We start from the raw sequence: 26914 nt of genomic DNA on the forward strand, positions 1-26914 counted from the left end.
GCCGGAGAGCTCTCCACCCACCACTACGCCGGAGGAGAACAATGAGTACCGCCACCATCGTGGGCAGCGGCCCCAACGGGCTGGCCGCCGCCGTCCACCTCGCACGACAGGGGGTCGACGTGACGGTCCTGGAGGCCGCGGACACGATCGGTGGCGGTACCCGTTCCGGCGAACTGACCGTCCCCGGGCTGATCCACGACCACTGCTCGGCCATCCATCCGATGGGGGCGGCCTCGCCCTTCCTGCAGACACTCGGACTGGAGCGCCACGGCCTGCGGTGGCTCCGCCCGGAGATCGACTGTGCTCATCCGCTCGACAACGGCGACGCCGGGCTCCTCCACACCTCGGTGGCCCGCACGGTGGCCGAGCTGGGTGAGGACGGCCGCGCCTGGCACCTGCTGTTCAACGATCTGGCCCGGGACTTCGACATCCTCGCCGGCGAACTGATGGGCCCGTTCCTCCATGTGCCCAGGAGGCCCGACAAGTTGGCGCTCTTCGGTCCCCGCGCCCTGGCGCCCGCGACGGTCCTGGCCAGGCTGTTCCGCACCGAGCGTGGGCGGGCCCTGTTCGGCGGGCTCGCCGCCCACGTGTACTCCCGTCTCGACCGGCCCGCGAGTTCTGCGGTCGGGTTGATGATCGGCGCCTCGGGCCACAAGTACGGGTGGGTGGTGGCCGAGGGGGGCTCGCAGGCGATCGCCGATTCGCTCGCCGCCGATCTGGCCGACCACGGCGGACGCATCCACACGGGGGTGCGCGTCTCGTCGTCGTCGGATATCCCCCCGGCGGACCTGGTCCTCCTCGACACCTCCCCGGGCACCGCCCTGCGGGTCTACGGCTCGCGGATGCCCGATCGGATCGCCTCGTCGTTCCGACGCTTCACCGCCGGCCCGGCGGCCTACAAGGTGGACTACGCCGTCACCGGAGGGGTTCCGTGGCGCAACGCCGACTGCGGGAGGGCGGGGACGGTGCACCTCGGCGGGGGCTTCGACGAGATCCACCGGGCGGAGAAGGCATGCGCGCTTGGCCGGATGCCGGAGCGGCCGTTCGTGCTGGTGGGCCAGCAGTACCTGGCCGACCCCGGCCGGGCCGCCGGGGACACCGTCCCGCTGTACGCCTACGCGCACGTGCCCGCCGGCTACCCGGGAGCGGCGGAGGAGGCGATCACCGCGCAGATCGAGCGATTCGCCCCGGGGTTCCGCGACCGGATCGTCGCCACCCACGTCACGCCCCCGTGGCGTCTGGAGGCGCAGAACGAGAACCAGCGGGGCGGCGACATCGTGGGCGGGTCCAACGCCGGACTGCAGGTGGTCTTCCGCCCCAGGATCTCCGCCGACCCCTATAGCCTCGGGATCCCGGGTGTGTACCTGTGTTCGGCCTCGACGCCGCCGGGTGCCGGCGCCCACGGGATGCCCGGGTACAACGCCGCGCGCGCGGCACTGAAGTATCTCCGGACGTAGACGGGAGCGCCGGTCGCGATGAGTGCTGAACATGATGAGTGCCGGACGTGATGAGTGACCCCCACCGGGTCGGGCCCTCCGACGACGACGAGGGGGCGGCCTCGAGCGTGTTGGCCGACCTCGCGCGTGAGCTCTCGGAGGACATCGACGCGGTGGTCGCCGGCGTGACCGGGTACATCGCGGACACCATCGAGGACCTGTCCGCCGAGACCGGGCTGATGGATCTGCTCACGGCGAGTGTGCACGGCAACGTGAGCACGATCCTGCACGTCATGGGCAACAAGATCCCGCTTGACCATCTGCAGCCCACCACCGCCGCGGTCGAGTACGCCTTCCGCCTGGCCCAGCGGAACGTCTCGGCCAACGCCCTGGTGCGCGCCTACCACCTGGGGGCCCACGAGATGCAGCGCGTGGTCCTGCAGCGGATGGAGACCAGGGATCTCGCGCCGCAGCGCACGATCGACGTGATCTCCGAGTTCGCCACGATGGAGCACCAGTACATCGACTGGATCATCCGCTACGTCCTCAACGCGTACGAGTCCGAGCGGCAGCGCTGGAGCGACATGCCGGGCAGTGTGCTGGTCTCGGCGATCGAGGACCTCATGACCGACCCGGGAAGCGGTGCGACGCGGTTCGAGACCAAGACCGGATACGCGCTCAAGCGGACGCACCTGGCCGTGATCGCGTGGGATCCCGATCCGGAGAGCTCCGCCCGCCGGTTGCACAGCAGGATCCTCGCCGCGGCCGGGGTGATCGACGCCCCCGCGCCCCCGCTGCAGGTCACGATCGACGAGACGACCGTGTGGAACTGGATCCCGGTCGACGCCGCCGCGGTGCGGACGCTCGACCTGACCAGGCTGCGGGAGTCCATGGGCGGCGCCCACCTGGCGATGGGTGAGCCGCTGTGGGGGCCGGACGGGTTCAAGCGCAGCCACGAGCAGGCCCGGATCGCGTTCGGCTGCGCCACCGCCCCGGGGCGAAGGTCGCGTGCAGTGACCAGCTACGCCGAACCGGGCCTGGCGGCGATGTCGCTGATCGCCAAGGACACCCCGGAGGCGCGGATCTGGGTCCGGGAGACGCTGGGCCCGCTGGCCGCCGACACCCCGCAGGCGGCGGAGTCCCGGGAGACCCTGGCCACCTACCTCGCCGAGAACCGCAGTCTGATCCGGACGGCGGAGTTGCTCCACGTGCACAAGAACACCGTGCGTTACCGCATCACCCGGATCCTCGCCGATCTCGACGCCGAGCGGCGGGTGGGGGACACCCTTGACCTCGCCCTGGCGTTGCGGGTCCACGAGCACCTCGGCCACGGGCCCTGAGCGGCGGTCCGTCGACCGGTCGTGCCTCGAGTCCCTCCGGTGGCATAGTGGCAATCGCAGCACCCATCGTGTCCGGGCCAGTCCGGGCACGTGGCGACACCGCACGAATCCGTGCAGGTCAACACCTGCACCGACGAGAGGATCGCACATGGCTATCAGTGACGACGACATGACGACCACCGGCAACTCGGGCGAGGGAGTCGCCGACGGCGGCTCGAACCCGCAGGGCCATGACGGCGGGGCCGACGGCTCGGCCAACAAGGGCGAGGGCACCGCCGACGGTGGCTCGAACCCGGGCGGACACGACGGTGGAGCCGACGGCGCGGCCGGCTCGGGCGAGGGCGTCGCCGACGGCGGCTCGAACCCGGACGGGGCCGATGGCGGCGCCGACGGCACGGCCTGAGTAGTAGTGCTCGAGCGGTGCGTCGCATGCGGGCGGGATGAGTTCGCGGCAGCGGTCTGGGGTCAGCGGCCCCTGCTGACGCCGGCGGCCGAGTTGCCGCGCGACTTCTCCGATCTGCTGTCTCCGCAGATGGTCGACGAGATCATCGCCGAACGTGGGGTACGCACACCCTTCGTCCGGATGGCGCGGGAGGGCACGCTCGTCGACCGGGCGTGCTTCACCCGCGCCGGCGGGTTCGGCGCGCAGATGCCCGACCAGATCGACCCCGACGGCGTGCTCACGCAGTTCGCCGCCGGGGCGACGATCGTCCTGCAGGGACTGCACCGGTTCTGGCCGCCGATCATCGACTTCGTCCGCGGCATGACCTCGGATGTCGGCCACCCGGTGCAGACCAACGCGTACATCACCCCGCCCGCGAACCGCGGGTTCGATCCGCACTACGACGTGCACGACGTCTTTGTCCTGCAGGTCTCCGGCACCAAACGGTGGCGGGTGCACGAGCCCGTCCACCACCACCCGCTGCCCGATCAGCCCTGGACCGACCACCGCGAGGCGATCTCTGAGCGGGCGTCCGATGAACCGGTCATCGACGCGGTGCTCGAGCCGGGGGACTCCCTCTACCTGCCGCGCGGCTGGGTCCACTCCGCCGAGGCGCAGGGCGACACCTCCATCCACCTCACCGTGGGCGTGGCCCCCTTCACCGGGCACGATGTCGCGACGGCGATGATCGAGGCGCTGGCCTCGGAGGAAGAGCTGCGCGCGTCGCTGCCGTTCGGACTCGCCCCGGTCGATGCCGCTTCGACCGCGGAACACACTCGCGAGGTCCTGGACGTGCTGGCCCGGCTGATCGCCGAGAAGCAGGAGCACCTCAGCGATCTCGCCGGCGACGCGCTGGCGACGCAGTTCCTGGACCTCACACGACCCGCCCCGGTCCGCCCGCTCGCCACGCTGGACGCCGTCGCTGCCCTCGGTCCCGAGACCCGGGTGCAGTGGCGCGACGGGCTGCACGGGCGGCTGGACTACGACGGCTCCGATTCGGAGACTGTCGTGCTGAAGTTGCCCACCAAGTCAATCTCCTTCCCGGCGGTGTGCGAACCCGCCCTGCACGCCGTCCTCGAGGGCGCTCCCGTGAGCGCCGGAACTCTGCCTGGTCTCGATGCGGCGGACGGTCTGGTGGTTCTCCGGCGGTTGCTGCGGGAGGCAGTGCTGGTGCCGCTGTGAGGGCGGTGGTGCTGTGACCAGGCCGGCGGACTGGGAACCGTGCAGCGTGTCCGCGCTGCGACGGGGCGATCGTCTGGAGGGCTCGGGCTCGCGGGGGATGCGCTGGCTCATGCTCGAGCTCTGCGGCCCCTGGGGGCATTCGGCGTTGCTCGAGTCCCCGGCGCTATTGCCGTCCGAGCTGGGTCGGCAGATCGCCCAGCGCGCCCAGGCCGCCGACATCCGGGTTGCCGCCATCCGCCGGCCCGGTAAGCGCTCCGAGCAACGACGGTGGCGGTGGGCTCTGGCCGATGCCCGGCCCGGTCAGGAATCGCTGCGGTGGGGAGAGGTCGACGGGCCGAAGGGGTACGCCGATATCCCCCTCGACGGCTCCGTCGGCACTCCAACCGATACCCCTTTGGTCGCGATCTGTGCCCATGGCAAGCACGACCAGTGCTGCGCGGTTCGGGGACGCAAGGCCACGGCTCTGATCGCGGAGCGCTATCCGGAGGCGACCTGGGAGTGCTCCCACCTGGGCGGTGACCGCTTCGCGGCAACGATGATCGTCCTGCCGGACGGGCTCTTCTACGGCCGCGTCGACCTGGCCGAAAACCCGGCCGACATCATCGACCGCTACACCGAGGGCCGGGTTGAACCGCGCCACCTCCGCGGCCGCAGTAGTTACCCGGCCGAGGTGCAGGTTGCGCAGCACCATGCCCGCGCGGCGCTCGGTGACGACCGGATCGATGCCTTCGCTCCGCTGGACGTCGTCGAATCTGATGGCCACCTCGACGTCACTCTCGAGGGCCCGCACGGCCCGGTCGAGGTGCGCCTGCGGGAGACCTTTTCCGAGCCGATCTTCACGATGTGTCAAGCGCGAACGCCTGGCCCAGTAAAGGGGTGGGAGCTCCGCGGGGTCAGTGTCGCCGGTCAGCGTGACTAAAGATGCGACCGGCCCACGGGCGCCGCGACCGACTTCACGCGCGAGTTCCAGCACTTCATCACCGACTACGCGTGGGGCGGCAACTGGCCGAGCCCGGGACCGGACCGGCGGGCGCCGTCGACGATCACGCTCACCGACCCGGTTCTGCGGGGCCGTCACGAGTAGCTCGCGATGCGCCTGCGGGCGGCCCAAACCGACCAGCTGGCCCTGCACAAGTTAGAGGAGCTGCCGTAATAGAACGCGATCTGACGTGGAGTTCCCGAAGCTAACCCAGCGTTCCGGACCGCGAAGCAGAAGCCGGAGGGGTGAGGGATCGGTTAATGTCCGGCGACGGGCCGGCTCGGTGGTTGCTGCGGCACAGCCTGCCGCGAGTCGCGAGAGGTGGCCGCCCGGGCGGATGTTAGTGTCACGAGAAAGCCGATGTCAGCAAGACCGACTCCCGGGCCTTGAGCGGTGTGGATGAGTTCGTTTCGGCGGTGTCCGGCGGCATTCGATCGGCCGCCGGAACGCGAGTGCCGCGGGCGCCTTGCCGGACTCTGCCGGGTTCCTGTGTCTGACCTGTGGGTCACTATCGTCGAGACCATCGGCTGAGCAGGACAGTCTCGAGGAAGTAGAGAGAACCGCCACGTGAATCCCGGAGTCGCGATCGCATCCGTCACCCCCTCGGCCGCCAGGCTCACGGAATCCCTGAGGGATATCGGGTACGACTTCAGTTCGGCCGTCGCCGATCTCATCGATAACTCGGTGAGTGCGGGTGCCGGGAAGATCCGGGTCGTCATGGATTTCGAGGGTGAAGAATCCCGGGTGCTCATCTGTGACGACGGGCTCGGCATGTCGGTGAACGGTGCTCTCGAATCGCTCCGGTTCGGGAGTCGCCGGGACTACGAGCTCGGTGATCTCGGTAGGTACGGACTGGGTCTTAAGACCGCTTCGCTCTCACAGGGACGGTCGGTGACCGTCGTCAGTCGCACCGCACGAATGAAGGAACCCCAGATCCAGAGGTTGGACCTCGATCTCATAGCCGAGCGCGATGACTGGATCGTCGTGGTCCCGCATTCGGATGCCGCCACGACCAGGGCTCGTGAGCTGCTGGCAGGTGAGCCGGGGACAGTGGTGATCTGGGAGAAGCTCGACCGGATACTGCCGGCCAGGCAGGCGACCGGTGGGTGGGCCAAGAGGCGGTTCGACAGTCTGCGCGAGAAGCTCAGGTCGCACCTCTCAATGGTGTTCCACCGCTTTCTGGTCGGCGAAGGGACCGCTCGGAAAATCGAGATCTGGGTGGACGACCAGCGCCTGACTCCGTGGGACCCGTTCCAGCGAGACGAGCGGGAGGTGAAGGAACTCGGACCGGAGTCGTTCGAGGTGATGGTCGGCGACCGTGCCGGAAAGGTTCATCTCCGCCGCTTCATCCTGCCGTCACGCAACGCCTTCTCGTCGCCCGAGGCGTTCGAGTCGGCGTCCGGTCCGCTCAAGTGGAACCGTCAGCAGGGCTTGTACATCTACCGCGCCAACCGGCTCGTGCAGTGGGGTGGTTGGGCCGGGACCCGAGCGCTGGACGAGCATACGAAGTTGGCGCGGGCATCGGTCGATTTCGACACCGACCTGGACGCGGCGTTCAACATCAACGTGGCGAAGATGCGGGTCGCTCTGCCCCCGCAGCTCAAGCAGATGCTCGGACGCCCGATCTCGGAACTATGCATTCTCGCGAACAACGCCTATCGGGTCGATGCCCCGCGTAGGCGCAACAACGGGGCGGCCGGCATGCCGAGCGAAGTGTCCAACGGCGCGGAGATCGGACTGGCGATCAAGGCCGCGCTCGTCCGGACCGGTAACTTCGACGCTCTCAAGCAGATCTCGGAATTGTTGAAGAAGGAGTCGCCGGAGATGGCGAAGTCTCTCGGTCTCTGACCTCAGAACAGCGAGGTCGGTTCGTCCCGCTTGTCGTTGGCGTACGCACAGTGGTCGGACAGCGGGCACATACTGCATCTGGGCTGGTCGATGGTACAGACCGATGCTGCGAGCTCGATCAGGCCGAGCTGGGCATCACGCGACTCCTCGCCGATTCCGACCAAACGCGCGACCGCCAGGCGACCGTCGGTCAGCTTGTTCCGCTTGTCCACGTCGTTCCCCAGGAACCGACTGGCCACTCGGAGAATGCCCTTACCGGTGAGGATGGGCTCTTCTGACTCCTGCCTGTCCTCGTCAGCTGTCGGCACGGCCAGCTCGGCCAGGTCCGCGGTGGACGCGGGTATCGTCGGAAGCGCGGTGCGGTCGATTGTGGGCGACCAGAGGGCGTCCGGAGCGTCGGCCATCTGCCCGGCCAGATCACTGAGCTGGTCCGCGCGCGTGGAGCGTCCAACTCCGTCAGCCATGTTCCTGAGGATGGCAAGAGCATCGTCCGCGGGTAGGGAGCCCCGAGGGACATCGAGCGCTGCGATGACAGGGAAAAAGCTCCGCGTGACGGTCCGAGACGCTCGGGCGAGGAGTATCTCACTGGCGACCAAGACCCACCGCGAGCCGGATCGAAACCACGGGAGGGCGAGATCGTCCTCTCCGCGGCTCCGGTACCAGGTCGACATCCTCTGCGATATCTCGCGTGTATTGAACGGCATCGACCGGCCGGCCGCCAACGCTGATCGAATCGACTTGCCCACGGCCTCGGTGACCAGAGGGGGGACGGCGTTACCGATCTGCTTGAACGCGGCGGAAGGTGGCCCCGAAAAGCGGAAGTAGTCGGGGAAGGACTGGATGCGCGCGGCCTCCCGGACGGTGAGCGTCCGTGGCTGGCGGGGATGGATGTACCAGTACCCGTCCTTGGCGATGTGCGCGGTGATCGTCCTCGAGAGGTCGTTCTCATCGAGACGTTTGTACTTGTCGTCGAAGATGTCGTTGCGGTACCGCTGGTGCTCGGGCGCGAGGTCGGAGTACTTGGTCTTGTGCGTCATGGTCTCGAACGCTGCGCGATCGTCTTCGCGCACCGGACGCGTGATGTGGTCGAACAACTTGTGGGCGTCCGGACTCGTGACACCGCGTCGCATTCTCTGCTGATACTCGGTGACCGGGCCGTCGTACTCTGCCCAGCCCTCGGCGCCACCCTCTGGGCGCCATCCGCCCTCGACCTCGGGAAGCTCACCGATCGCGTTCCACAACGTTGTCTTGGTAGGGGCGTCAGCGGGCCACTCGAAGGCGACACCGTCGCGCAAGGCCACCACCAAGAGGCGCTGGCGCATCTGGGGAACGCCGTATCTCCACGTCTCCACGATGCGGGTGTGGACGGAGTAACCGTCCTGCTCCAGCTCTTCGACGATCGATCGGAAGATGAACATCTCGCGGTCGAGCGCGAGGTCCGGAACGTTCTCCATGAGCACAGCGCGAGGCCGCGCGACTCCGACGATCTCGAGGAAGGAACGCCAGAGATCCCGACGCTCATCGTGCGGATCGCGTTCCCCTAGCTGAACGCGGTGCCGGATCATGGATCGGCCCGCCTTGGAGAACGGTTGACAGGGCGGTCCACCGGCGATGATCTCGACGCGGGCCTCCTTGATCAGGCCCGCGACGCGTTCGACAACATCTGCGTCCGCGAGATCCCAGTCCAGCGACAAACCCGCGAAGTGGTGGGCGTGCGTGCGGACGGCGGCCTCGTAGTGGTCTGCACCGAGTATGACGTCGTAACCGGCCTCCTCGAGACCGAGGCTGATGCCCCCGGCCCCGGAGAAGAGATCCGCAGCGAGATGCGCACCACGCCTGCGCAGGGAACTGGCGAGTCGTTTGAAGTCTCCTACATCGGCGGAGTGGTGCTCATGTGGGGGCAGGTCGAGGAACGGGCCGCGGATTAGTTTGACGCCGTATGGCGTCGCCTTTCGGACCACGTCTCGCTCCTCTCTCTGGGTGACGACTCTCAACCGGAGAGTAGGCGCCGCCCACGACATTGCGAAAAATCGGGGGCTCCCGCTCCGAGTGTCGGAAGCAAACATTAGTATTCGATTAGCGTTTTTTACAAAGCCGGGAGGGCAAGTGGCATTCGAGGTCTCGGACGTCGACATCGAGGACTACCAAGATCAGGTGGACCTGGGTAAGTCGCCCGACCAGATCCTCAGGAAGTTCGTCGCCCGAGGGCGGACTGAGGAGCAGGTCCAGGCGATCCGTGCGATGTTCGAGATCAGGGCGGGAAGAATCAGGAAGATGGAGTCAGTGGGCGTCATCTCCGCCCGCACCGAGAAGACCGGCACCTGGTACTCCGGCGTGCAGCCTGAGGACGTCGCGTGGCCACTGCTTCGCACCCGGCTCGAGGCACAGCTGCCCGCAGACGCCGTCGAGTCCATTCACGAGGCATCGGATCGTGTCCTCGCGGAACTCGGCGCACCGGCTATCCCGGGGCGTGAGCTCCGCGGACTCGTCCTCGGGTTCGTGCAGAGCGGAAAGACCACCAGCTTCATGTCTGTGATCGCGAAGGCTGCGGATCGTGGATACCGATTCTTCATCGTCCTGTCAGGGATCACGGAGAACCTCCGCAGTCAGACGCAGGGCCGGATCGACGAGATGCTGATCGACGACAATCCGCAGTTCGTGACTCTCACGAATACCGACTCCGACTTCGAGGCGCCCGAACAGCTAAGCAAGATTGCGGCGGGGACCGACCTGAGGCTGATCGCAGTGGTGAAGAAGAACCCGCACCGTCTCAAGCGTCTTCTCGTCTGGCTGAAGAGTGCTCAGCGGGACGCGGACGCGTTCCCGATCCTTATCATCGACGATGAAGCCGATCAAGCCAGCATCGATGTAGGTCAGGGTCGCGTCTCACGAATCAACAGCCTCATACGGCAGCTACTGGAATTCGAGAGGTCGGGCTACATCGCCTATACCGCGACCCCGTTCGCGAACGTGCTGATCGATCCTGAGAACGCCAACGACCTGTACCCGAAGGACTTCATCGTCGATCTTCCCAAGCCCGAGAACTATTTCGGTTCGGCGGAGCTCTTCGGGCGTGGTCTGCTGGAGACCGATGAGTCCGAACCGGTCGACGGACTCGACGTGATCAGGTCGATTCCCGAAGAGCATGTCGACGAGGTACGTCAGCCCCGAGGGAAGGGAGCAGTCGAATCGTGGACCCCATCGGTTCCGGATTCTCTGCTCACCGCGCTGCGGTGGTTCATCCTGGCGACCGCGGCGAGGCGGGTGCGCGGAACGGGGAACAAACACTCCACGCTGCTCATTCACACCTCGATGCTGGGGCGGGCGCACGAAAAACTCGCGGAGGTTGTCTCGGATGCGATCGAAGCTGAGGCGGCCCAGCACCGGGCCGGATCGGCTCGACCACAGCTCCGCAGCCTATGGGCATCGGAGAGCACCGCGATCGACGCTGCGCGTTTTGGAAATACTGTGATCACCTTCGAAGACCTGGAAGCTGAGCTCGACGATGTCTTCGCGGATCTGCGGCTGGTGATCGACAACTACAGGTCCTCCGACAGGTTGCACTACGGGGATGAGCCCCAGGCCGTGGTGGTGATCGGTGGCAACACCCTTTCGCGCGGCCTCACTCTGGAAGGGCTTGTGACCAGCTATTTCGTGCGAGCTTCGAACGCTTATGACTCCCTTCTCCAGATGGGGCGGTGGTTCGGGTACCGGATGGGTTACGAAGATCTGCAGCGGGTGTGGATGACAGACGAGCTGAACGAGTTCTTCGTCGATCTCGCAACGGTGGAGGAGGAGTTTCGCCAGTTCGTGAAACAGTACGAGTTCGAGACGACCCCGGCGAAGGTCCGGCCCGTGATCAGGACGCATTCATCCTTGCTCGTAGCAGCAAGGAACAAGACCAGGTCGGCCCAGCGGGTATTCGTCAGTTTCTCGCAGGAAGTGCTGCAGACCATTCTCTTCGAGCACAGTGACTCCGACTGGTTGCGGACGAATAAGACCGCGACGTCCGAGCTGCTCTCTACGGCCGAATCCCTTGTCGGGCCGTGGCGTCCCTCAGTGATGACGGCGTCCGCGAAACTATTCCGCGATGTTCCGGTGGAGGCGATATTCGATTTCCTCGAGATGTATCAATTCCACCACGCCGCTACCCGGATGAAGGGCGAGCTGATCACAAAGTACATTCGGAAGCAGAGTGAGTTGTCGGCTCTGAGGAAGTGGAACGTCGCCGTGATGAGCAGTCCGAGTGGGCGCCACGAGCCGATCGAACTGGCGCCGGGAATGGCAGTGGTGCCCGTCGAACGTTCGAGGATGAAGCATCAGAACGGGGATCACGCTAACATCCGGACGTTGATCGGATCCATGGACCGATTGGTTGATCTGGACGTCGCTCCAGAGCAGAAGGAGTCGCTGCTGAGGGGTGACCTGTCGACCCCTGCGAAGAACCGGATCAGAGAAGAACTCGTCGGAGATCGAGGCCTTCTGATCGTCTATCCCATCGCAAGAGACTCGTCGCCGAAGTTGGACTACGCGGACACGAAGAAGGATTCGCAGAAGACGAGTCTCGATGCCGTTGACGACGTGATCGGCGTCGCTTTCCAGTTCCCGAAGGCGCATGACATCGGGTCCGCTGTTGAGTACATCGCGGTCCCGCCCCCGACTGAGGACTTCGAGGTTGACGACGTCCTCGCGCTCGATTCGGCCGATGAGGTGTACAAGTGACTCACAGTGACTCCCGGGAGCCGTCCAAGTCGACGTTCGCCTTCCTCGAAGCGGCCTTTAACCGCGGAGATATCGTCGTGCGTGAAACAGGCGTCGACGCCGAAGCCGGGCCCATCCGTCACGCAATAGACCCAGCAGGTCGAAGAATCCTCATGATCCCTATCTCTGAGGACGAGTTCGACGCCTTCGTCGACGACAGCGCCGGAACATCGGTATCCCTCCGGCGAGAGAGGTATGCAGAGGGGAATCGCATCGAGCCCTTCCTCGTTTTCCGGTGTGAACCTGTGTTTCTGCGCGACACCTTCGCCGCGTTCATTGACGATGTTCTCGACGAGTTCGAATCTGGCCCGTCCGTCTCTAACGGGTCGCCTGCCGCAGCACGGGTGGTTCTCGACCGGTGGAGGCGATTGTTCGCCACCCGCGGCGCAGGATTGTTGGCTGACAAGAATATCGTGGGTCTAGCAGCTGAGCTGCGCGTGCTCGTCGCACTCCTTCAAGAGGCCGGACCCACTGCTCTCGAATCATGGAGCGGTCCAGATGGTGCGGATCACGATTTCGTGCTGGTGAATTGCGTTGTCGAGGTGAAGGGAACTCAGCGAAAGACAGGTATGGAGGTGGAAATCAACGGGGTCGGGCAGCTCGACGTCCCCGAGGATCGCCCGCTCTTCCTCGCCGCGGCGCGGGTCGCGTTCTCACCGGCCGGCGACGTCTCGATTCCGGCGCTAGTGGATTCCGCTCTGGAGCTCGGGGCGGAATCCGAGTCCTTCGCGGAGAAGCTTCAAGCGGTGGGATATCACCACTCCCGCGCAGACGACTACGAGAAGAAGAAGATGGATTTCCTCGAGGATCGCTTCTACCGGATAGTTACGGATTTCCCGCGTATCGACCATGCGAGGCTCCGGGACATCCCGCATTCAGACCGGATCCGCAACATCTCCTACCTGCTCGACCTCACCGCTCACGAAACAGTCCCCGGGTCCCTTGACGTCGACGGAGTCCGGTCCTTCCTCAAGGAGCTCTTGTGAAACCGCTTTCCAGGTGGTCAGAGCCATTCGGCGCGCACGGCGGTTTCCACGCACATTCCGCGGGGCAGACCCTCGGACGTCCGGACCTCGACCATCATTCTCTGCTCTTCCGAGAGTCCGTCCAGAATAGTTGGGACGCTCGGAAGGACGAGCGACACGGGATCACGTTCCGGATGGATCTCCTCAAGCTGACGGTGACCGCGCGCAGCGCGTTGTTCGAGACGGTGCTGGCGGACTCTCCGGCCGCACTGCACTACGAGCGCATCGGCCCTGATCAAGCGTCGTCTCTGCTCGTCATCTCGGACCGCAGGACACGTGGCCTCGGAGGTCCGACGCGATCCGATGTGGCATTCAGCGGCCGCAAGGACTTCGTCGGCTTGGTGCGCAATATCGGGCGGAGCCAAGACAAGGCTGTAGGGGGAGGTACGTACGGCTTCGGGAAGGGGATTCTGTTCGAGACGAGCGCGGTGGGCACGATCGTCATCTACACCAGAACCCGTTTCGAGAACAGGCTCCAAAGCCGTTTCATCGCGGTCGGAATCGGCGATGACTACGAAGAAGCGGCGAAGCCGTATACCGGACGTCACTGGTGGGGTCGTCCAGACTCGCACGTGGGAGCCGAGCCGTACCTCGACACAGAAGCGGATGCTTACGCTGATGCCATCGGCCTCGATCTCCTCGGTGAGGACACGGGGACGTCCATCGGGATCGTCGCGCCGACCATCGATGGCGCGCTGATCGGAGCGGGGGACGTGGAGCGGCTGGCGAATGCCGCACTGGAGTGGGCGTGGCCGCACATGGTCGGCGAGCGAGGGAGGCCGACGATTCAGTTCGGGTTCAGTGCGGATGGCGCGGAGCTGGCGGTGCCGGAACCGAAACGACATCCCCTGTACAAGCACTACGCACGGGCGTACGAACTGGCGATTGCCACAAACGACGCGAACACCCGTTCCGCGAACAAGTTCGTCGACAAGTACCCGGATCTGATCGCGAGGATATGGTCCGAGCGTCCAAGAGTGGCAGCCGGCAGTCTCGCAGTCGCAAGGTTCACACCGAGGGGCCTTGCCATTGATGAACAGAAGCTGTCGAAGGTGGCGTTGATGCGCAACCCTCGTTTCGTCGTGAAGTACATGCCGGTCGAACGCGATCCTTCCGATCTCGAGATGGCCGGGGTGTTCATCGCGGACCCGGGAGTCGATGAACAGTTCGCCAGATCAGAACCGGTCGCCCATGATGACTGGCAGCCCGTGAGCCTCGGGAATCACCAGGCCAACATCGTCCGGATCTCCTTGAACCGGATCAAGAAGATGTTCAGCGACAGGGGCGCGGGGAGCGTGAGCGACCGGCCGGAGGAGCGGCATCTCAAGGGCGTCGCCGCGCTCTCCGCGCTCCTCGGGGACGTCGTCTCGGGCATCGATGGCGGGGGTCCCAGAGTGCAGCGACCGGCACCCCGACGGCCTCGGCCGCCGGCAACGAACACCAAGCCGCCGCTGGCGCATTCGGCGGTTGTTGAAGCTGTGCAGTTGAAGGTCGCCGACGGCGCGACGGTGGCCGAGTTCACGGTCAGGTTGCGGGTCGCGGAATCGCCTCTGCCAGTCAAGTTCACCGCGACACCGAAGGTCGTTCTGGACGGGGGTGGTCTGGAGTCGATCAGTGGCCTTCTCGGATGGAAGGAATCCGGTGAAGAGGCCGAAGCGGTCGGTGACCATCTCATCTGGGAGGTGCCCGGTGAACACCTGGTGACGGTATCGTTCCCGCAGCCCGATCAAGCGCGGTTGACATTGGACGTTCGCACCGAGGTGGTTGGACAGTGATCACGACAGCGGGCTTTCTCGAGCCTGATCCGGGGCTCTTCCAACTCGACGAACCTGTTTTCTCGGTGAACGGGTTCGAGATCGCTGACTCCGAGGCCATCGAGGGGTGGGATTATTCCGTTGATCTCGGCGTCAGCTGGGAGGTGGAGATCGACAAGGTGAGGCTCCTCGATCAGTGTGGGCTCGGCCCGTCGACCGATATACGACTCGGGTTCCGATGGCGTTCGAACAAGACGAACCTCTACAACTCGGGGCTTGGGGGAGCGGTGGTCCACGGAGGCAACCGCATACGGGCATCGATACCGTCTGACCGTACGGGGGGAGTCCTGCGAATATCTCTCTACGCCCTCGTCATGTCGGTTGAACCCACGGAGTGTTCGCCTCTAGCGGCCAGGCGTCCAGGCTCAATTCTGTGGGCCGAAGACAGGCAGGTGTTCCTCGAGGGCGCGGGTTCGCGATTCCCGCTCGTCGCTGTCGAGTTCCCGGCAGGGGAGATGCAGAAGGGAATGTGGGAGTTCGCCCCCACTTCCGTCGACCTCGGCGCCAGCGCCATGGGCAGCTTCAATTTGCGGCTCAACACGGCGCATCCTTCCGTCCGTAAGCTCCTCGATTCGCCGAACGCGGCGGAATCGAAGGTGCTGCAGACAGTTCTCAAGGCGGACCTACACCGCAATCTGATCAGCTGGGCCCTTCGCGAGGGACCAGAGATTCGTTCCTATGACGATGACACCATCGGCGGCGTGCTCTGGGCGACGTTCCGCCGCTATTTCGCAGAGACGGATTTCGAAGAGATGAGCAGTGCGATGGAGACAACCCCTTGGCGCGTAGAGGCGCGCATCCAAGCGGCGACCTCGGAGCCGACGAAATGAGGCCGGAGCTGGTATATCCCCGGATTCCGACTCAGGTCGCGATCGGGATTCTGCGGGAGTTCGAGGGGAAGAATCCGGACGACCTCCGACAGTCGTCGGCGACTGATCACCTTCGGGCCTACTTTCACCCGAATTACCCGTTCCAGGTCGAGGCGGAGACGCTGGTAGAGCTTCGCGCCGGGGTCGAAGGAATTGCCTGTAAGTACGGGTATCCGGACGAAGCGGGGGGAAAGAAGTCTGCCGCTGATTTCGACCGTGAGGTCGCTGCCTTTCTCGTTGAGAAGATGAACATCCTCCCGGTCGAGGCCGCTGTCGACGAGGTCTGGAACTTCTTCACCCTGGTGCTGCTGCCCCATGTCGGTATGTGGCGCTATCCGAACAAGCCCGGCGACTACGAATACGAGCGTCTCATCGGCAAACCCCGCAACGTCTTCCGCAAACTATGGTGGAGGGCGTACGTGCTCGGTCCCGAGCTGTCTAACAAGCTGGGGGAGGACGAGACGGTCGGCATCATGGAGCGTTCTTCTGTCGGGGGGAACCTCGAGTTGGCGCGTGCGATCGTCCGGTCGCATGACCGCGTGCGCTCCCAGTTCGACGGAGCATTGTCCTCGTCTGAGTTTCTCCGTACTGCCATGGTCAGAATTCGTGCGATCAACTCTGTTCGTGGGCTCACCTTCCTCCCAGATGACGTGCTGCAGCGAGAGATCGACATAGTGTTCAACGAGGTCCGCGATGCGTACATCAAGGCAGTCGAAACTGGTGAGGCGAAATCGGGTCGCCACCTGAGGCGGCTCGTTGCATCAGGTGCTTTCGGATAGTCGAGGCGACGTTGTCGGGGTCCTCGTGTTCCCAGAACCGAAGTACGGTCCATCCCCTCGAACGGAGGGTCTCGACAGTCCGTCGATCCCGCTGGGAGTTGGCCTGGAGCTTGGCGGACCACCATCCCGAGTTGCTCTTCGGGAGGGTTCCGTGATCGGGACACCCGTGCCAGAAACAGCCGTCGATAAACACTGCTAGCTTGTACTTCCGCCAGCCGATGTCGACCCTGAATCGCTCATCGGGCAGTGGGCGGAAATCGACCCTGTAGCGGACTCCCTCGGCGTGAAGGATTCGTCGGACCGCCATCTCGCATCCGGTATCGCGTCGCTTCTGACGGGACATGTTGAGACGGACCGTTTCGGACGAGGCGGCTGGGCGAGCGGTGCGTGAGGGTGGGGAGTTCCTCTCGGGGGCCATCACACGCACCGACATTTCCGAACCGTGGCGGCACCTCCGGCTGCGGCTGCCGGGTTCGCACCCCGATGCTGTACCTGGCCACCGGGCCGATTATGGGCGGCCGGTGCGACGGTACCCCGCGCCCTGGCCGCCCACCCATCGGCGACGCAACCATTGGGGCTCGCCTGAGTCGACGCGGGCTGACATCCTTCCACGCCGGCATCCTACGGCGGTGAAACGAACCGGGGGAGTTGCTTACCCGCCCGTGCTTGTGGAGTGTTTGCGGCTCACGCCATATCGCTCCAGTCGATGAACCCCGACGGGTCGTGCCTGCCCATGTTGGCGTGCTCGAACAGGCCCCATCCTTCGTCGCCGTTGCAGGTCGCGCGCGCCACGTGGTCCACGACGTTGAACGGCAGCATGCCCACCACGTCAGGGGAGGTCATGTCGTAGGTGACGGACTCGCTCCAGTCGCGGCCCATCCAGCGTCCGTGTGACCATGCCGGGTCGCCCACGTAGCCCGCGCCCATGCTCAGCGGCACCCCGCCCAGGGTCTCGACCTCCAACAACAAGGGCTCACCGAGCGGGGTCGTCAGGTGCACCCGCGCGCAGTCCGGATGCCGGGTGCCGCTGCGGTAGTCGACCTCCAAACGCGGCCAGCCCAACTGCTCGATCCGTCCGTCCGCGAACACCCGGCTCGCGTGGTTCAGCGTGCGGTGCCCATCGGGGCTCTCCTGGAGGATCACGACCATCGCGTAGTCGTCGAAGCGCAACGGGATGTAGGTCCACCAGAAGCCCTCGCGCGGCTCGGCGGCCCACCGGCCCGGGGGCTCGGACTCCCCGCTCGGGCGGATCCCCCACGAGCGGTCGCGGGTGCCCAGCCACACGTCAGGGTCGACGCGGAAGTCACGGCCGTCGACCGAGAGCGTCCCCGACCAGCTGCCCACCTGCGCGAACCGGCTCGCGTCCAGCATCGGGCGCGTGCCCTCCAGCAGGACGTGCCGGTCTTCGAGGACCGCCTCGAACGACCCCTCCCAGGTCATGTCCATCGAGAGATCCGGGTGCTCGCACACCAGGCGCAACGACCGCAGCGGGTCGATCACCTCGATCCGGTACCCGCCCACCGCCGGCTCCAGCGACCGCGACTCGAGTGCGTCGGAGAACCGCACCGACCGCTGCGTGTCGCCGTGGCGCACCGTCGCGAACGCGTCCACCACGCCGAGATTGGGATACACCCCGAACCCGGTCACCAGGAACACCTCCCCGGTGCGGTCGTGCGCGTTGAAGTAATAGCGGTCGTAGAAGTTCCGATCGCTCGTGCCCGCCTGCGCCATCGGCAGCGGCGTCTGGTGGACGGAAAACTCGTCGAGCGGGGTGGGTTTCACGTGGATCCTCGGTCAGTAGTCAGTAGTCAGTAGTCAGTAGTCAGTAGTCCGCCGCTGGCGCGGCGGGGGAGAGGCTGGTGGGTGCGCAGGGCCGGTGGACGCGGTCAGTCGGCGATGAGCTGCGCCAACTTGGTGTGGTGGAGGACGTAACTGTCCGGGTGGGCGGGGGTCTCCACCTCACCGAAGTGGATACGACGACGAGTGATCCGCGACAGGATCACGGCCTGCCGCAGCCCCGCGTACACGTAGTAGAACGGCAGATCCCGGACCGTGGATCCGGTGAGGTGCTCGTACTGCTCCACGACCTCGCTATGCTCGAACAGGTCCGGAATCCCGGGGAATTCAAAGGCCACCGCGAGTTCCTGGAACACATCGTGGAAGTACAGGAACCACCCCAGATCCACCTCGGGCGGCGCGATGGTCGCCATCTCCCAGTCCAGGACGGCGGACGGTTGCGTTCCCTCGTAGAGAATGTTGCCGATCCGCGCATCGCCCCAGCTCAGGGCGTCCGGGCTGGTCTCGTCGGGCCAGTGGGCCTCGATCCAGTCAAGTGCCCGCTCGATCAGCGGGATCCGCAGCCCGTCCTCACGGATGGTCCACTCGTAGTAGGCCCGCTGCTCGTCCACGTGGGCGCGCAGTGCGCTCGCTCCCGCTCCGCCGGAACCGCCGGCGGGGGCGAGCGAGGGCACCAGTTCGGCTGGCCCCTCAATGCCGTGAATCGCCGCAAGCACCGCCAGGGACTCCCGCTGCACCACCCGCCGCTGCTCGGGGTCCATCTCCAGGAGCCAACCGTCGAAGACGTACGGGGGATTGTCGACCGGGGCCCGGCCGCTGACCCGATCCATCACCAGGAACGGTGTGCCGAGTACGGCCGGGTCCTGCTCCAGCCAGCGGACGCGGGGGACCGGCAGGTCGGTGTTCTCGCGGACCACTCTCATCACGTCGAACTGCTTCTGCAGGTCGTAGACGGGGAACACCGGAAACGCGTCGTCCTGCGGGCACATCCGGGCCACCAACTGCGCGGACTGCCGTTCGGTCGAACCGGCGGGGGTCCAGGCGGCGTCGAAGAGCACCGAGATGTTGGACATCCCCGAGCTCTCCGGCCGGCTCACCGCAGAGACCTCGACCCCGGCGTCGGAGTCGACCTCGTCCCGACCGGCCAACCACAGGGTCAGGTGCTCCCGAAACTCATCGAGGTCGGCCTCGCCCGAGGTGATTCGTTGGTTGAGCGGTTCATCCGAACGCGGCTGAGTGGAAATGGACTCGGTGGACGTCGCCTGCGTCGCGTGGTCAGTCATGTGGTCGGGACCCTTCGTGCGGACCTGCCGCGCGGGCGATACCCGCACTCGGCCAGTGTGACCCACGGCACATGGGGAGGTGCTCGAAATGCGCAACCCCGGGGCCGTTCCCGCAGGAGGGGAGGCGCGCGTCGTCGTCGTCATATCCAGGCGTAGAGACGGACCGCCCTGCGTCACCACGGCGGGGGTGGCGCCGGCACGGACGGGGGTCGGTGATCTGTCACCGAAGTACTGGCATCGGTAGCCTCGGAGCGCGGGCCTGACCGGACCGCGCCGGTAGTTCTGAACGCAGAAAAAGGTGCGCAGTTGTCGATCCCCTTGAGCATCCTCGATCTGGTCTCCATCTCCGAAGGCTCGACCGCCCGTGAGGGCATCGCCGCCTCGATGGAGTCCGCGAAGCTCGCCGACCGGCTGGGCTACAAGCGCCTCTGGTTTGCCGAGCACCACAACACCCCCAACCTCGCCTCGAGCGCGACTTCGCTGCTCATCTCGCAGGCGGCCTCGGTGACGGAGAGGATCCGCGTGGGCTCCGGCGGAGTGATGCTGCCCAACCACGCGCCGCTCATGGTGGCCGAGCAGTACGGCACGCTCGCCAACCTCCACGGCGACCGCATCGACCTGGGCTTGGGCCGCGCCCCCGGAACCGACGGGATGACCGCGCAGGCGCTGAGCAGGTCGTCAGCAGAGCCGCAGGCTTTCGCCCAGCACATCTACGACCTGCAGGCCTGGTTCGGCGAGACCGGCACCGCGCACAGCACCCCGATCCTCTCGTCGGTCTCGCAGAACATGGAGGTGCCGATCTGGGTGCTGGGCTCCACTGTCAACGGCGCGTCGATCGCCGGGCAGCTGGGGCTGCCGTTCTCGCTGGCCTCGCACTTCGCCCCCGACCAGATAGACGACGCCGTCCGCGTCTACCGGGAGTCCTTCAGCACCGAGGCGCCCACCGCGCGCATCGACACGCCCCAGGTGATGGCCGGGATCAACGTGATCGTCGCCGACACGGACGCTGAAGCCCGATATCAGTTCACGACCCTCCAGCAGATGTTCCTCGACCTGCGGGCGGGGCGACGCCGCAAGATCCAACCGCCCGTCGACCCGGAGCAGTTCGCCGGCAGCTCGCCCGGGATGCTCGAGATCAGCGCGGTGGGATCGCCGGAGACCGTCAAGGCGCAGCTGGACGAGTTCGTCGAGCGCACCGACGCCGACGAGCTGATCACCGTGACCTACGCGTTCGACCCGGCGGTGCGGAACCGGTCCCTGGAGTTGCTGGCTGACCTCTGGTACTGAATACAGCGGACACCGAATCGGTCGGTAGCGAGGTGGAGGCTGGCATGGATGCCTGGGAGGCGATACACCGGGCCCGTCGAGACCTGGCACGGGACCTCGCGGGGTTCGATGAGGCGCAATGGCGTCACCCGACCCTGTGCGGGCAGTGGGACGTCGAGCACGTCGTCGCGCACCTCACCGCCGCGGCGTCGGTCGGGCAGTGGGCATGGATGCGCAGCATCGTCCTGGCCGGGTTCCGGCCGGCCGTGCACAACGAACGACGACTGCGCGACCACCTGGGCACCACGCCGGAGGACACCCTCGACCGTTTCAGGGCCGTGATCGACTCGACCGTCGCGCCCACCAAGGACCTGCCCGCCTACCTGGGGGAGGTCATCGTGCACCGCGAGGACATCCGCCATCCGCTGGGACTTCCGAGTTCGAGCGACACGGAGGCGGTGACGGAGGTGGCGGAGTTCTACGTGAGCCGCAATTTCACGGTGAACAGCAAGACGACCAGCGCCGGACTGGCCCTGCGCGCCACCGACGGACCGTTCCGAGCCGGGGCAGGCCCGGAGGTGGCCGGCCCGACGCTCGCGCTCGTCATGGCGATGGCCGGCCGGCGCAGCCACCTCGACCAGCTCGCCGGCGACGGCGTGCCCCGACTCGCGGAGCGGTTGACCTAGCCGCAGGTGACGGGCCGGCATCACCGTCACCTACGCGCACGACCCGGCGGTGCGGAACCGGTCGATCGAGCTGCTGGCCGAGCTCTGATTCTGGTCGCGAGGGATTCTCGGGCGGAAGCGATTGCGCGCGTGGAACGTGACGGCTACGTCTGTCTGACGCCGGTTGAGTGCAATGCTGGCCCGGACAATGTCAGTCAAGGGGGCCTAGAGTGACATTGTGGACCTTGGAATGTTAGTCAAGCGCCGGGTGTACGCCCCCCGCGTGCACGACGTGATTCTCGGGAGGGGATAGAGACTCGGCCCGGCTCAGTGCGCCCGCATCGGTCGCAAGGGTCACTCTCCCCAGCGTCCCGATTTTGGGACCGGTCGATCAAGCCCTTGGCCGAGCTCTGGTTCTAGTCGCGCTCTCGGATTGCTGAGTCGAGTGCGCTCATCAGCTGCGAGATGCGTGATCTCCCAGGGGGTGCCTCCGGATAACGACGAAGAATCTCGGGCAAGGGCGGAGTCGCGGATTCGGCCAGATCACGGACCCTGTCATCGTCTGTCGTGCCGGTCTTCAACTCTGCCACCCGCGCTGCGCACGCGGCTGCGCGGAGTATGTGTCCGACCTGCGATGCTCTCGCGATCGGGTGAAGGTAGGCGGCCGCCGCGGCGTCTCCGCAGGCGAGTGCCGCCAGTCGCGCGGTGTCGTCGGAGACCTCCTTGGCTGCGCGGTGGGATGCGAAGGCGGCGGTTCGTTGCTGGTTCGACCGCCGAGCGCCGTCGGCGAACGCGCGCGCCGCGTCGATCGCGTCTCGTGGTCGTGAGTCCTCCGGAGCGACGGCGTCGAATTCGGGGATCAGTTCCTGAGCGCAGTCGGCGGCGAACCGGACGACCGTTCGTAGCTCGTCCATCGTCAGATCGAAGTCCGCTGCTCCCATGGCCCTATTCTCCCGTGCTCCAGGCGAAACTGAGCGGTCTCGCCCAGGGGACGCACTCCGGTGGGTACTGCGGCGCTGCGCTGATAGAACGGGGCATGGCCATCGACGCATTCGAACCCCACCCCCTCGTCCGCCTGCTCGGCATGCCTTCGACGGAGTTCACCGCGAACGCCCTCGTCCGGGCGGTCGAAGAGCTGGGACTGGAGCAGGTGAACCTGCGCTACGTCGGCGGCGACGGCCGTCTGAAGACCCTGGCCTTCCCCATCAACTCCCGCGAGCACCTCCACGAGGTCCTGACGCGAGGAGAGCGCGTGGACGGCTCGAGCGTCTTTCCCGGGACCGACACCGACGCCAGTGACGTCTACATCGTCCCGCGGCACCGCACCGCTTTCCTCAACCCCTTCGGCGAGCGGACCTCCCTCGACGTCCTGTGTTCCTTCTACCGCGAGGACGGCACGCCGCTGCCGTACGCGCGCGAGCAGGTCGTGCGCCGCGCCGCCGAGGTGCTGACGCAGGAGACCGGCATGACGCTCGAGGCGTTCGGCGAGCTGGAGTACTACCTCGTCGACCGGCCCGACGCGCTCTTCCCCGTGGAGGAGGAGCGCGGGTACCAGGAGTCGGGGCCCTTCTCCAAGCACGAGCGGGTCCGCGAGCAGGTGCTGGGTCACCTCTGCGCCATGGGGGTGCCGTTGAAGTACGCCCACGGCGAGGTCGGCAACATCCTCGAAGATGACCGTCAGCTGGTCCAGCACGAGATCGAGCTCCAGCCCGTGCCCCTGGAGCAGGCTGCCGACAACCTCGTCCTGGCCAAGTGGGTGGTGCGCGAGGTCGCCTACGCCCACGGGCTCGAGGCGACCTTCGCCCCACTGGTGAGCGGCGAGGGCGCTGGGAACGGCCTGCACATCCACAGTCGGCTCGTGCGAAACGGCACCAACACCATCGTCACCAAGGCGGGGATCAACGACACCGGGCGACGGTTGATCGCCGGTTACCTCTCGGCGGCCAGGGCGCTGTCCTCGTTCGGCAACACGGTCCCCACGTCCTACCTGCGGTTCACCGCCGGCGACGAGTCACCCGAGGACATCTGCTGGGGGGAGAAGGACCGCACCGGTCTGGTCCGGGTCCCACTGGCCTGGGGCGGCGACGTGCTGGCAGACATGGTCGCCCACGCGAATCCCGGCAACACCGAGCCCGTCCCCGAGCCCGCCACACACCCCCAGACCATCGAGCTGCGACTCGGCGACGGCTCGGCCGACGTCCACCTGCTCCTGGCCGGGATGGCCGTCGCGGCCACGCGCGGGTTGGGTGATCCCGGGAGCCTGGAGCAGGCAGAGCGGCTGAAGGCGGACGACAACGACGACTTCGAGCAACTGCCCACCTCGTGCGCGGAGGCGGCCGACGTGCTGGAGGCCGAGCGCGAGATGTTCGAAGCCGACGGCGTCTTCCCCGGGAAACTGATCGACGCCCTGCTCGCCGGCTTGCGTGACGCCGACGCCGAGTCCGACGAGGTAGCTGGTGAAAAGGGCGACGACGACGAGGCCGCCCGGGAGGAGCTCATCCGCCGTCACTGGCACGTCGGCTGACGGCGGAATAGGGCTCGGCCGGGCGGGGTTGGACGGGGCATGACAGCTCAACCGACCCTCGCCGTCACGGGAGCCACCGGAGCTCTGGGCGGTTCGGTCGCTCGACGTCTGGCCGAGCGGGGACTCGCCCAGCGCCTGATCGTCCGGAATGCGGAGCGGGCGCCGTCGTTGCCGGGCGCAGACGTCGCGGAGGCCTCGTACGAGGACGGCGAGGCCTTGGCCGATGCCCTGCGCGGCATCGAGACCGTGTTCTTCGTGTCCGGCCACGAGGCGGCCGATCGCGAGTCGGTGCACCGGTCCGCCGTCGACGCCTTCGTGGCGGCCGGTGTGCGGAGGGTCGTGTACACGTCGTTCCTGGGCGCCTCACCGGAGGCGAGCTTCACCTTCGCCCGGACCCACCACGCGACCGAGGAGATGATCAGGGCCACGGGGATGGACTTCGTCTTCCTGCGCCCGAGCTTCTACCTGGACTATGTGGCCGATTGGGCCGATGCCGAGGGGGTCATCCGTGGACCCGCCGGGGACGGTCGGATCGCGTGGGTCGCCCGGGAGGACCTCGCGGAGGCGGCCGCGGTGGTCCTGTCGACCGAGGGACATGACGGCCGGACCTACGACCTGACCGGCGACGAGCTTCTGACGCTGGACCAGACCGCAGCACGGCTGACCGAGGCCACGGGCACGACCTACCGGTTCCAGAACGAGTCGGTCGACCAGGCCTATGCCTCCCGTCGGCAGGGTTACCCCGGGACGCCGGAGTGGGAACTCGACGGGTGGGTCGGGACCTACCTGGCGATCGCCCGCGGGGAGATGGCGGTGGCCAGCGGCTCTGTCGAGGAGCTCACCGGCCACGCGCCCCAGGGCATCGCTGACTTCTACGGCAGGTGAACGCCTACGCCGGGTGAGTCCCCGCGCCGACGCCTGTCAGAGGCCGATCTGGTCCAGTGCTGCCAGGTCCTCGGGGGAGAGGGTCAGGCCGGCGCCGGCGACATTCTCTCGCAGGTGCGCTGCCGTGGATGTGCCGGGTATGAGCAGGATGTTGGGTGAGCGCTGAAGCAGCCAGGCCAGTGCGACCGACATCGGGGCCGCCCCCACGCGGTCGGCGACCGCCGAGATTTCGGTGGACTGTAGGGGGCTGAAACCTCCGAGGGGAAAGTACGGGACGTAGGCGATGTTCTCGGCATCGAGCCGGTCGATGAGGAGATCGTCGTGGCGGTGGGCGAGGTTGTACATGTTCTGTACGCACACGATCGGGGTGATGCTCTGGGCCTCGGCGGCCTGCTCGGCGGTGACGTTGCTGACCCCGAGGTGGCGGATGAGACCGTCGTGGTGAAGCTCGGCGAGGGTCTCGAAGGCCTGGGCGAGCGAACCCGGCTGCGGACCTTGGGCGTCCCCCATCCTCAGATTGACCAGGTCGAGGGCCTCGACCCCGAGCGACCGGAGGTTGTCCTCCACCTGCGTGCGCAGGTCCTCAGGTCGCCGGGCCGTCGGCCAGCCACCCCGCTCGTCACGGTTCGCGCCCACCTTCGTGGCGATGACGAGCGACTCCGGATACGGGTGAAGCGCCTCGCGGATCAGTTCGTTGGTGACGCGCGGACCGTAGGCATCACTGGTGTCGATGTGAGTGATCCCCAGGTCGACCGCGGCGCGCAGCACCGCCAGGGCGCCGCTGCGGTCGGCCGGGGGGCCCATCACCCCGGGGCCCGCGAGCTGCATCGCGCCGTAGCCGAATCGGGTGACCGTCAGATCACCCAGGTTCCAGATGCCGCCGGGAATAGTCACAGAGGGAGTAGACATGGTCTTTCCTTCGTCGTTGTCGTGGGGAGTGGACGGTTCCACCTCCTTGCACCATTCTCGGGGGGTAACTTCCCAGGGGGAAGTAGGCACTTGGAAGTGCCTAACCCACCCGAAGGAGAGGGGATGGTTCTGTGACGACTACCGCGGCGCAGAAGAAGGCCCAGGCCACGATCGAGTACAACGCGTTTCTCGCGGTCTGTCCCAGCCGCCAGCTGTTGGACCGAATTTCGGACAAGTGGGTGGTTCTGGTCCTCTGCGCGCTGGGCGGCGAGGCCTCCGCTGACACGGCAGTGACGAGCACGCCCCGAGCAATGCGCTACTCCGAACTCGCCCGCGCCTTGGTCGGGGTCAGCCAGAAGATGCTGACCCAGACACTGCGGTCGTTGGAGCGCGATGGCCTGCTCACCCGCACCGTCACCCCGACCGTGCCGGTCACCGTCACCTACGAGCTGACGGAGCTGGGAGTCTCCCTTCATCACATGACACGCGGCCTCAGGGCCTGGGCGCAGACGCACATGGCCGAGGTGCTGGCCAACCGCGAGACTCACGACGCTGCTGCCACCTGAGCGCCCGCATCGTCGAGACGCGCTCCCGAGAACACCCTGCCTATGGAGTCCGGTGTCCCCCTAGGAGGGCGGGCACGACGTGATCGCTGAACCAACTTGGAGCGGTGTGGGCGAACTCGTCGGGCGAGAACGCCCCGGCGCCCGCGGGCACGCGGCCTAGGACCGGAACCCCGGTCAGGCGGGGCAGGTCCTCCAGGTTGCAGCGCTCGGCGAGGTCAGGGTCGTACGGCCACGAGCCGATCACGATCCCGGCACACCGGAGCCCCGCTGACTCGATCGCGCGGACCGTGAGCTCGGTGTCGGACAGTGTGCCCAGTCCCGCGCGGGCCACCACGACCACCGGGGCGGCGAGTGACCGGGCGAGGTCGAGCACAGTGAGGTCGGTGCCCAGGCGCACGAGCACGCCACCGGCACCCTCGATCAGGTCGAGGCGGCCGGTCGGGGTGGCAGTTGCGGCCGTGGGCTGCTCGGCAGGCGCGACGGCGGTGTCGTCGGCGCCGCCGAGCCACCGCCGGATCGGACCGAGGAGGTCGTCGAGCGTCGC

The 26914-nt window shown here is 66.6% G+C and carries 23 protein-coding genes; 16 read left to right on the plus strand and 7 right to left on the minus strand.

What is annotated here, in order from left to right; translation table 11 throughout:
- Positions 1-41: 41 nt before the first annotated feature.
- From G6031_RS07870 to G6031_RS07895, 6 genes are all read left to right on the plus strand, one after another.
- Complete coding sequence (locus G6031_RS07870; RefSeq protein ID WP_182652943.1) at positions 42-1457, plus strand: NAD(P)/FAD-dependent oxidoreductase; 1416 nt, start codon at positions 42-44, stop codon at positions 1455-1457.
- 50 nt (positions 1458-1507) lie between these two features.
- A complete protein-coding gene (locus G6031_RS07875) occupies positions 1508-2776 on the plus strand; it encodes a helix-turn-helix domain-containing protein (protein WP_182652944.1) in 1269 nt (422 codons plus the stop codon).
- Positions 2777-2924: 148 nt separating this feature from the next.
- Positions 2925-3179 (plus strand): BatC protein, encoded by a 255-nt coding sequence (locus G6031_RS07880; protein ID WP_179524352.1) that lies wholly within the window; start codon positions 2925-2927, stop codon positions 3177-3179.
- Positions 3180-3185: 6 nt separating this feature from the next.
- On the plus strand, positions 3186-4400 hold the full coding sequence (locus G6031_RS07885) for a cupin domain-containing protein (RefSeq protein WP_182652945.1): 1215 nt from the start codon (positions 3186-3188) through the stop codon (positions 4398-4400).
- Between the two features lie 97 nt (positions 4401-4497).
- Complete coding sequence (locus G6031_RS07890) at positions 4498-5319, plus strand: sucrase ferredoxin (protein WP_182652962.1); 822 nt, start codon at positions 4498-4500, stop codon at positions 5317-5319.
- A 627-nt stretch (positions 5320-5946) separates the two neighbouring features.
- Positions 5947-7227 (plus strand): ATP-binding protein, encoded by a 1281-nt coding sequence (locus G6031_RS07895; RefSeq protein ID WP_347238464.1) that lies wholly within the window; start codon positions 5947-5949, stop codon positions 7225-7227.
- A gap of 2 nt (positions 7228-7229) precedes the next feature.
- Here the strand turns inward: G6031_RS07895 and dcm are convergent, their stop codons facing one another.
- Positions 7230-9362 carry a DNA cytosine methyltransferase gene (gene dcm / locus G6031_RS07900; protein ID WP_241737246.1) on the minus strand — a complete coding sequence of 711 codons (2133 nt, stop codon included), beginning with the start codon at positions 9360-9362 and terminating at the stop codon, positions 7230-7232.
- Between dcm and G6031_RS07905 the strand changes: the two genes are divergently transcribed.
- From G6031_RS07905 to G6031_RS07925, 5 genes are all read left to right on the plus strand, one after another.
- Positions 9334-11949: a Z1 domain-containing protein gene (locus G6031_RS07905; protein WP_179524354.1), complete on the plus strand. Its 2616-nt coding sequence runs from the start codon at positions 9334-9336 to the stop codon at positions 11947-11949. The two genes, dcm and G6031_RS07905, sit on opposite strands and share 29 nt — an antisense overlap.
- The gene (locus G6031_RS07910; RefSeq protein WP_182652946.1) at positions 11946-12974 is read left to right on the plus strand and encodes a PD-(D/E)XK motif protein; all 1029 of its coding nucleotides are present in this window, start codon (positions 11946-11948) and stop codon (positions 12972-12974) included. The genes G6031_RS07905 and G6031_RS07910 overlap by 4 nt, the downstream gene beginning before the upstream one ends.
- A 173-nt stretch (positions 12975-13147) precedes the next feature.
- Complete coding sequence (locus G6031_RS07915; protein WP_182652947.1) at positions 13148-14788, plus strand: hypothetical protein; 1641 nt, start codon at positions 13148-13150, stop codon at positions 14786-14788.
- A complete protein-coding gene (locus G6031_RS07920) occupies positions 14785-15657 on the plus strand; it encodes a hypothetical protein (protein ID WP_179524357.1) in 873 nt (290 codons plus the stop codon). Before G6031_RS07915 ends, G6031_RS07920 begins: the two co-directional genes overlap by 4 nt.
- Positions 15654-16475, plus strand: a complete 822-nt coding sequence (locus tag G6031_RS07925; RefSeq protein WP_182652948.1) for a hypothetical protein — start codon at positions 15654-15656, stop codon at positions 16473-16475. The genes G6031_RS07920 and G6031_RS07925 overlap by 4 nt, the downstream gene beginning before the upstream one ends.
- Here G6031_RS07925 and G6031_RS07930 read toward each other — a convergent pair.
- The 3 genes from G6031_RS07930 to G6031_RS07940 form a co-directional block, all read right to left on the minus strand.
- The gene (locus tag G6031_RS07930) at positions 16399-16908 is read right to left on the minus strand and encodes a very short patch repair endonuclease (protein WP_347238465.1); all 510 of its coding nucleotides are present in this window, start codon (positions 16906-16908) and stop codon (positions 16399-16401) included. The genes G6031_RS07925 and G6031_RS07930 overlap by 77 nt on opposite strands.
- A 251-nt stretch (positions 16909-17159) precedes the next feature.
- A complete protein-coding gene (locus G6031_RS07935; RefSeq protein ID WP_182652949.1) occupies positions 17160-18257 on the minus strand; it encodes a hypothetical protein in 1098 nt (365 codons plus the stop codon).
- A 104-nt stretch (positions 18258-18361) separates the two neighbouring features.
- A complete protein-coding gene (locus G6031_RS07940; RefSeq protein WP_182652950.1) occupies positions 18362-19555 on the minus strand; it encodes a phosphotransferase family protein in 1194 nt (397 codons plus the stop codon).
- 306 nt (positions 19556-19861) lie between these two features.
- On the opposite strand from G6031_RS07940, the gene G6031_RS07945 reads away from it, so the two are divergent.
- On the plus strand, positions 19862-20842 hold the full coding sequence (locus tag G6031_RS07945) for an LLM class flavin-dependent oxidoreductase (protein ID WP_182652951.1): 981 nt from the start codon (positions 19862-19864) through the stop codon (positions 20840-20842).
- A gap of 44 nt (positions 20843-20886) precedes the next feature.
- A complete protein-coding gene (locus G6031_RS07950) occupies positions 20887-21507 on the plus strand; it encodes a maleylpyruvate isomerase family mycothiol-dependent enzyme (RefSeq protein WP_182652952.1) in 621 nt (206 codons plus the stop codon).
- Positions 21508-21902: 395 nt separating this feature from the next.
- On the opposite strand, the gene G6031_RS07955 is transcribed toward G6031_RS07950, so the two are convergent.
- Positions 21903-22427 carry a putative immunity protein gene (locus G6031_RS07955; RefSeq protein ID WP_182652953.1) on the minus strand — a complete coding sequence of 175 codons (525 nt, stop codon included), beginning with the start codon at positions 22425-22427 and terminating at the stop codon, positions 21903-21905.
- A gap of 95 nt (positions 22428-22522) precedes the next feature.
- On the opposite strand from G6031_RS07955, the gene G6031_RS07960 reads away from it, so the two are divergent.
- Both G6031_RS07960 and G6031_RS07965 read left to right on the plus strand, forming a co-directional pair.
- A complete protein-coding gene (locus G6031_RS07960) occupies positions 22523-24010 on the plus strand; it encodes a glutamine synthetase family protein (RefSeq protein WP_182652954.1) in 1488 nt (495 codons plus the stop codon).
- Positions 24011-24049: 39 nt separating this feature from the next.
- Entirely contained in the window at positions 24050-24895 is an 846-nt protein-coding gene (locus tag G6031_RS07965; RefSeq protein ID WP_182652955.1) for an SDR family oxidoreductase, read from the plus strand.
- Between the two features lie 36 nt (positions 24896-24931).
- Here the strand turns inward: G6031_RS07965 and G6031_RS07970 are convergent, their stop codons facing one another.
- Positions 24932-25804, minus strand: a complete 873-nt coding sequence (locus G6031_RS07970) for an oxidoreductase (RefSeq protein ID WP_182652956.1) — start codon at positions 25802-25804, stop codon at positions 24932-24934.
- A gap of 131 nt (positions 25805-25935) precedes the next feature.
- On the opposite strand from G6031_RS07970, the gene G6031_RS07975 reads away from it, so the two are divergent.
- Positions 25936-26370, plus strand: coding sequence for a winged helix-turn-helix transcriptional regulator (locus G6031_RS07975; protein WP_182652957.1), 435 nt, complete (start codon positions 25936-25938; stop codon positions 26368-26370).
- A 40-nt stretch (positions 26371-26410) separates the two neighbouring features.
- Here G6031_RS07975 and G6031_RS07980 read toward each other — a convergent pair.
- Positions 26411-26914, minus strand: a 504-nt coding sequence (locus tag G6031_RS07980; protein WP_182652958.1) for an AAA family ATPase, incomplete at its 5' end; no start/stop codon positions are given.

It is taken from the genome of Dietzia sp. CQ4 (assembly GCF_014145125.1).
Classification (GTDB): domain Bacteria; phylum Actinomycetota; class Actinomycetes; order Mycobacteriales; family Mycobacteriaceae; genus Dietzia; species Dietzia natronolimnaea.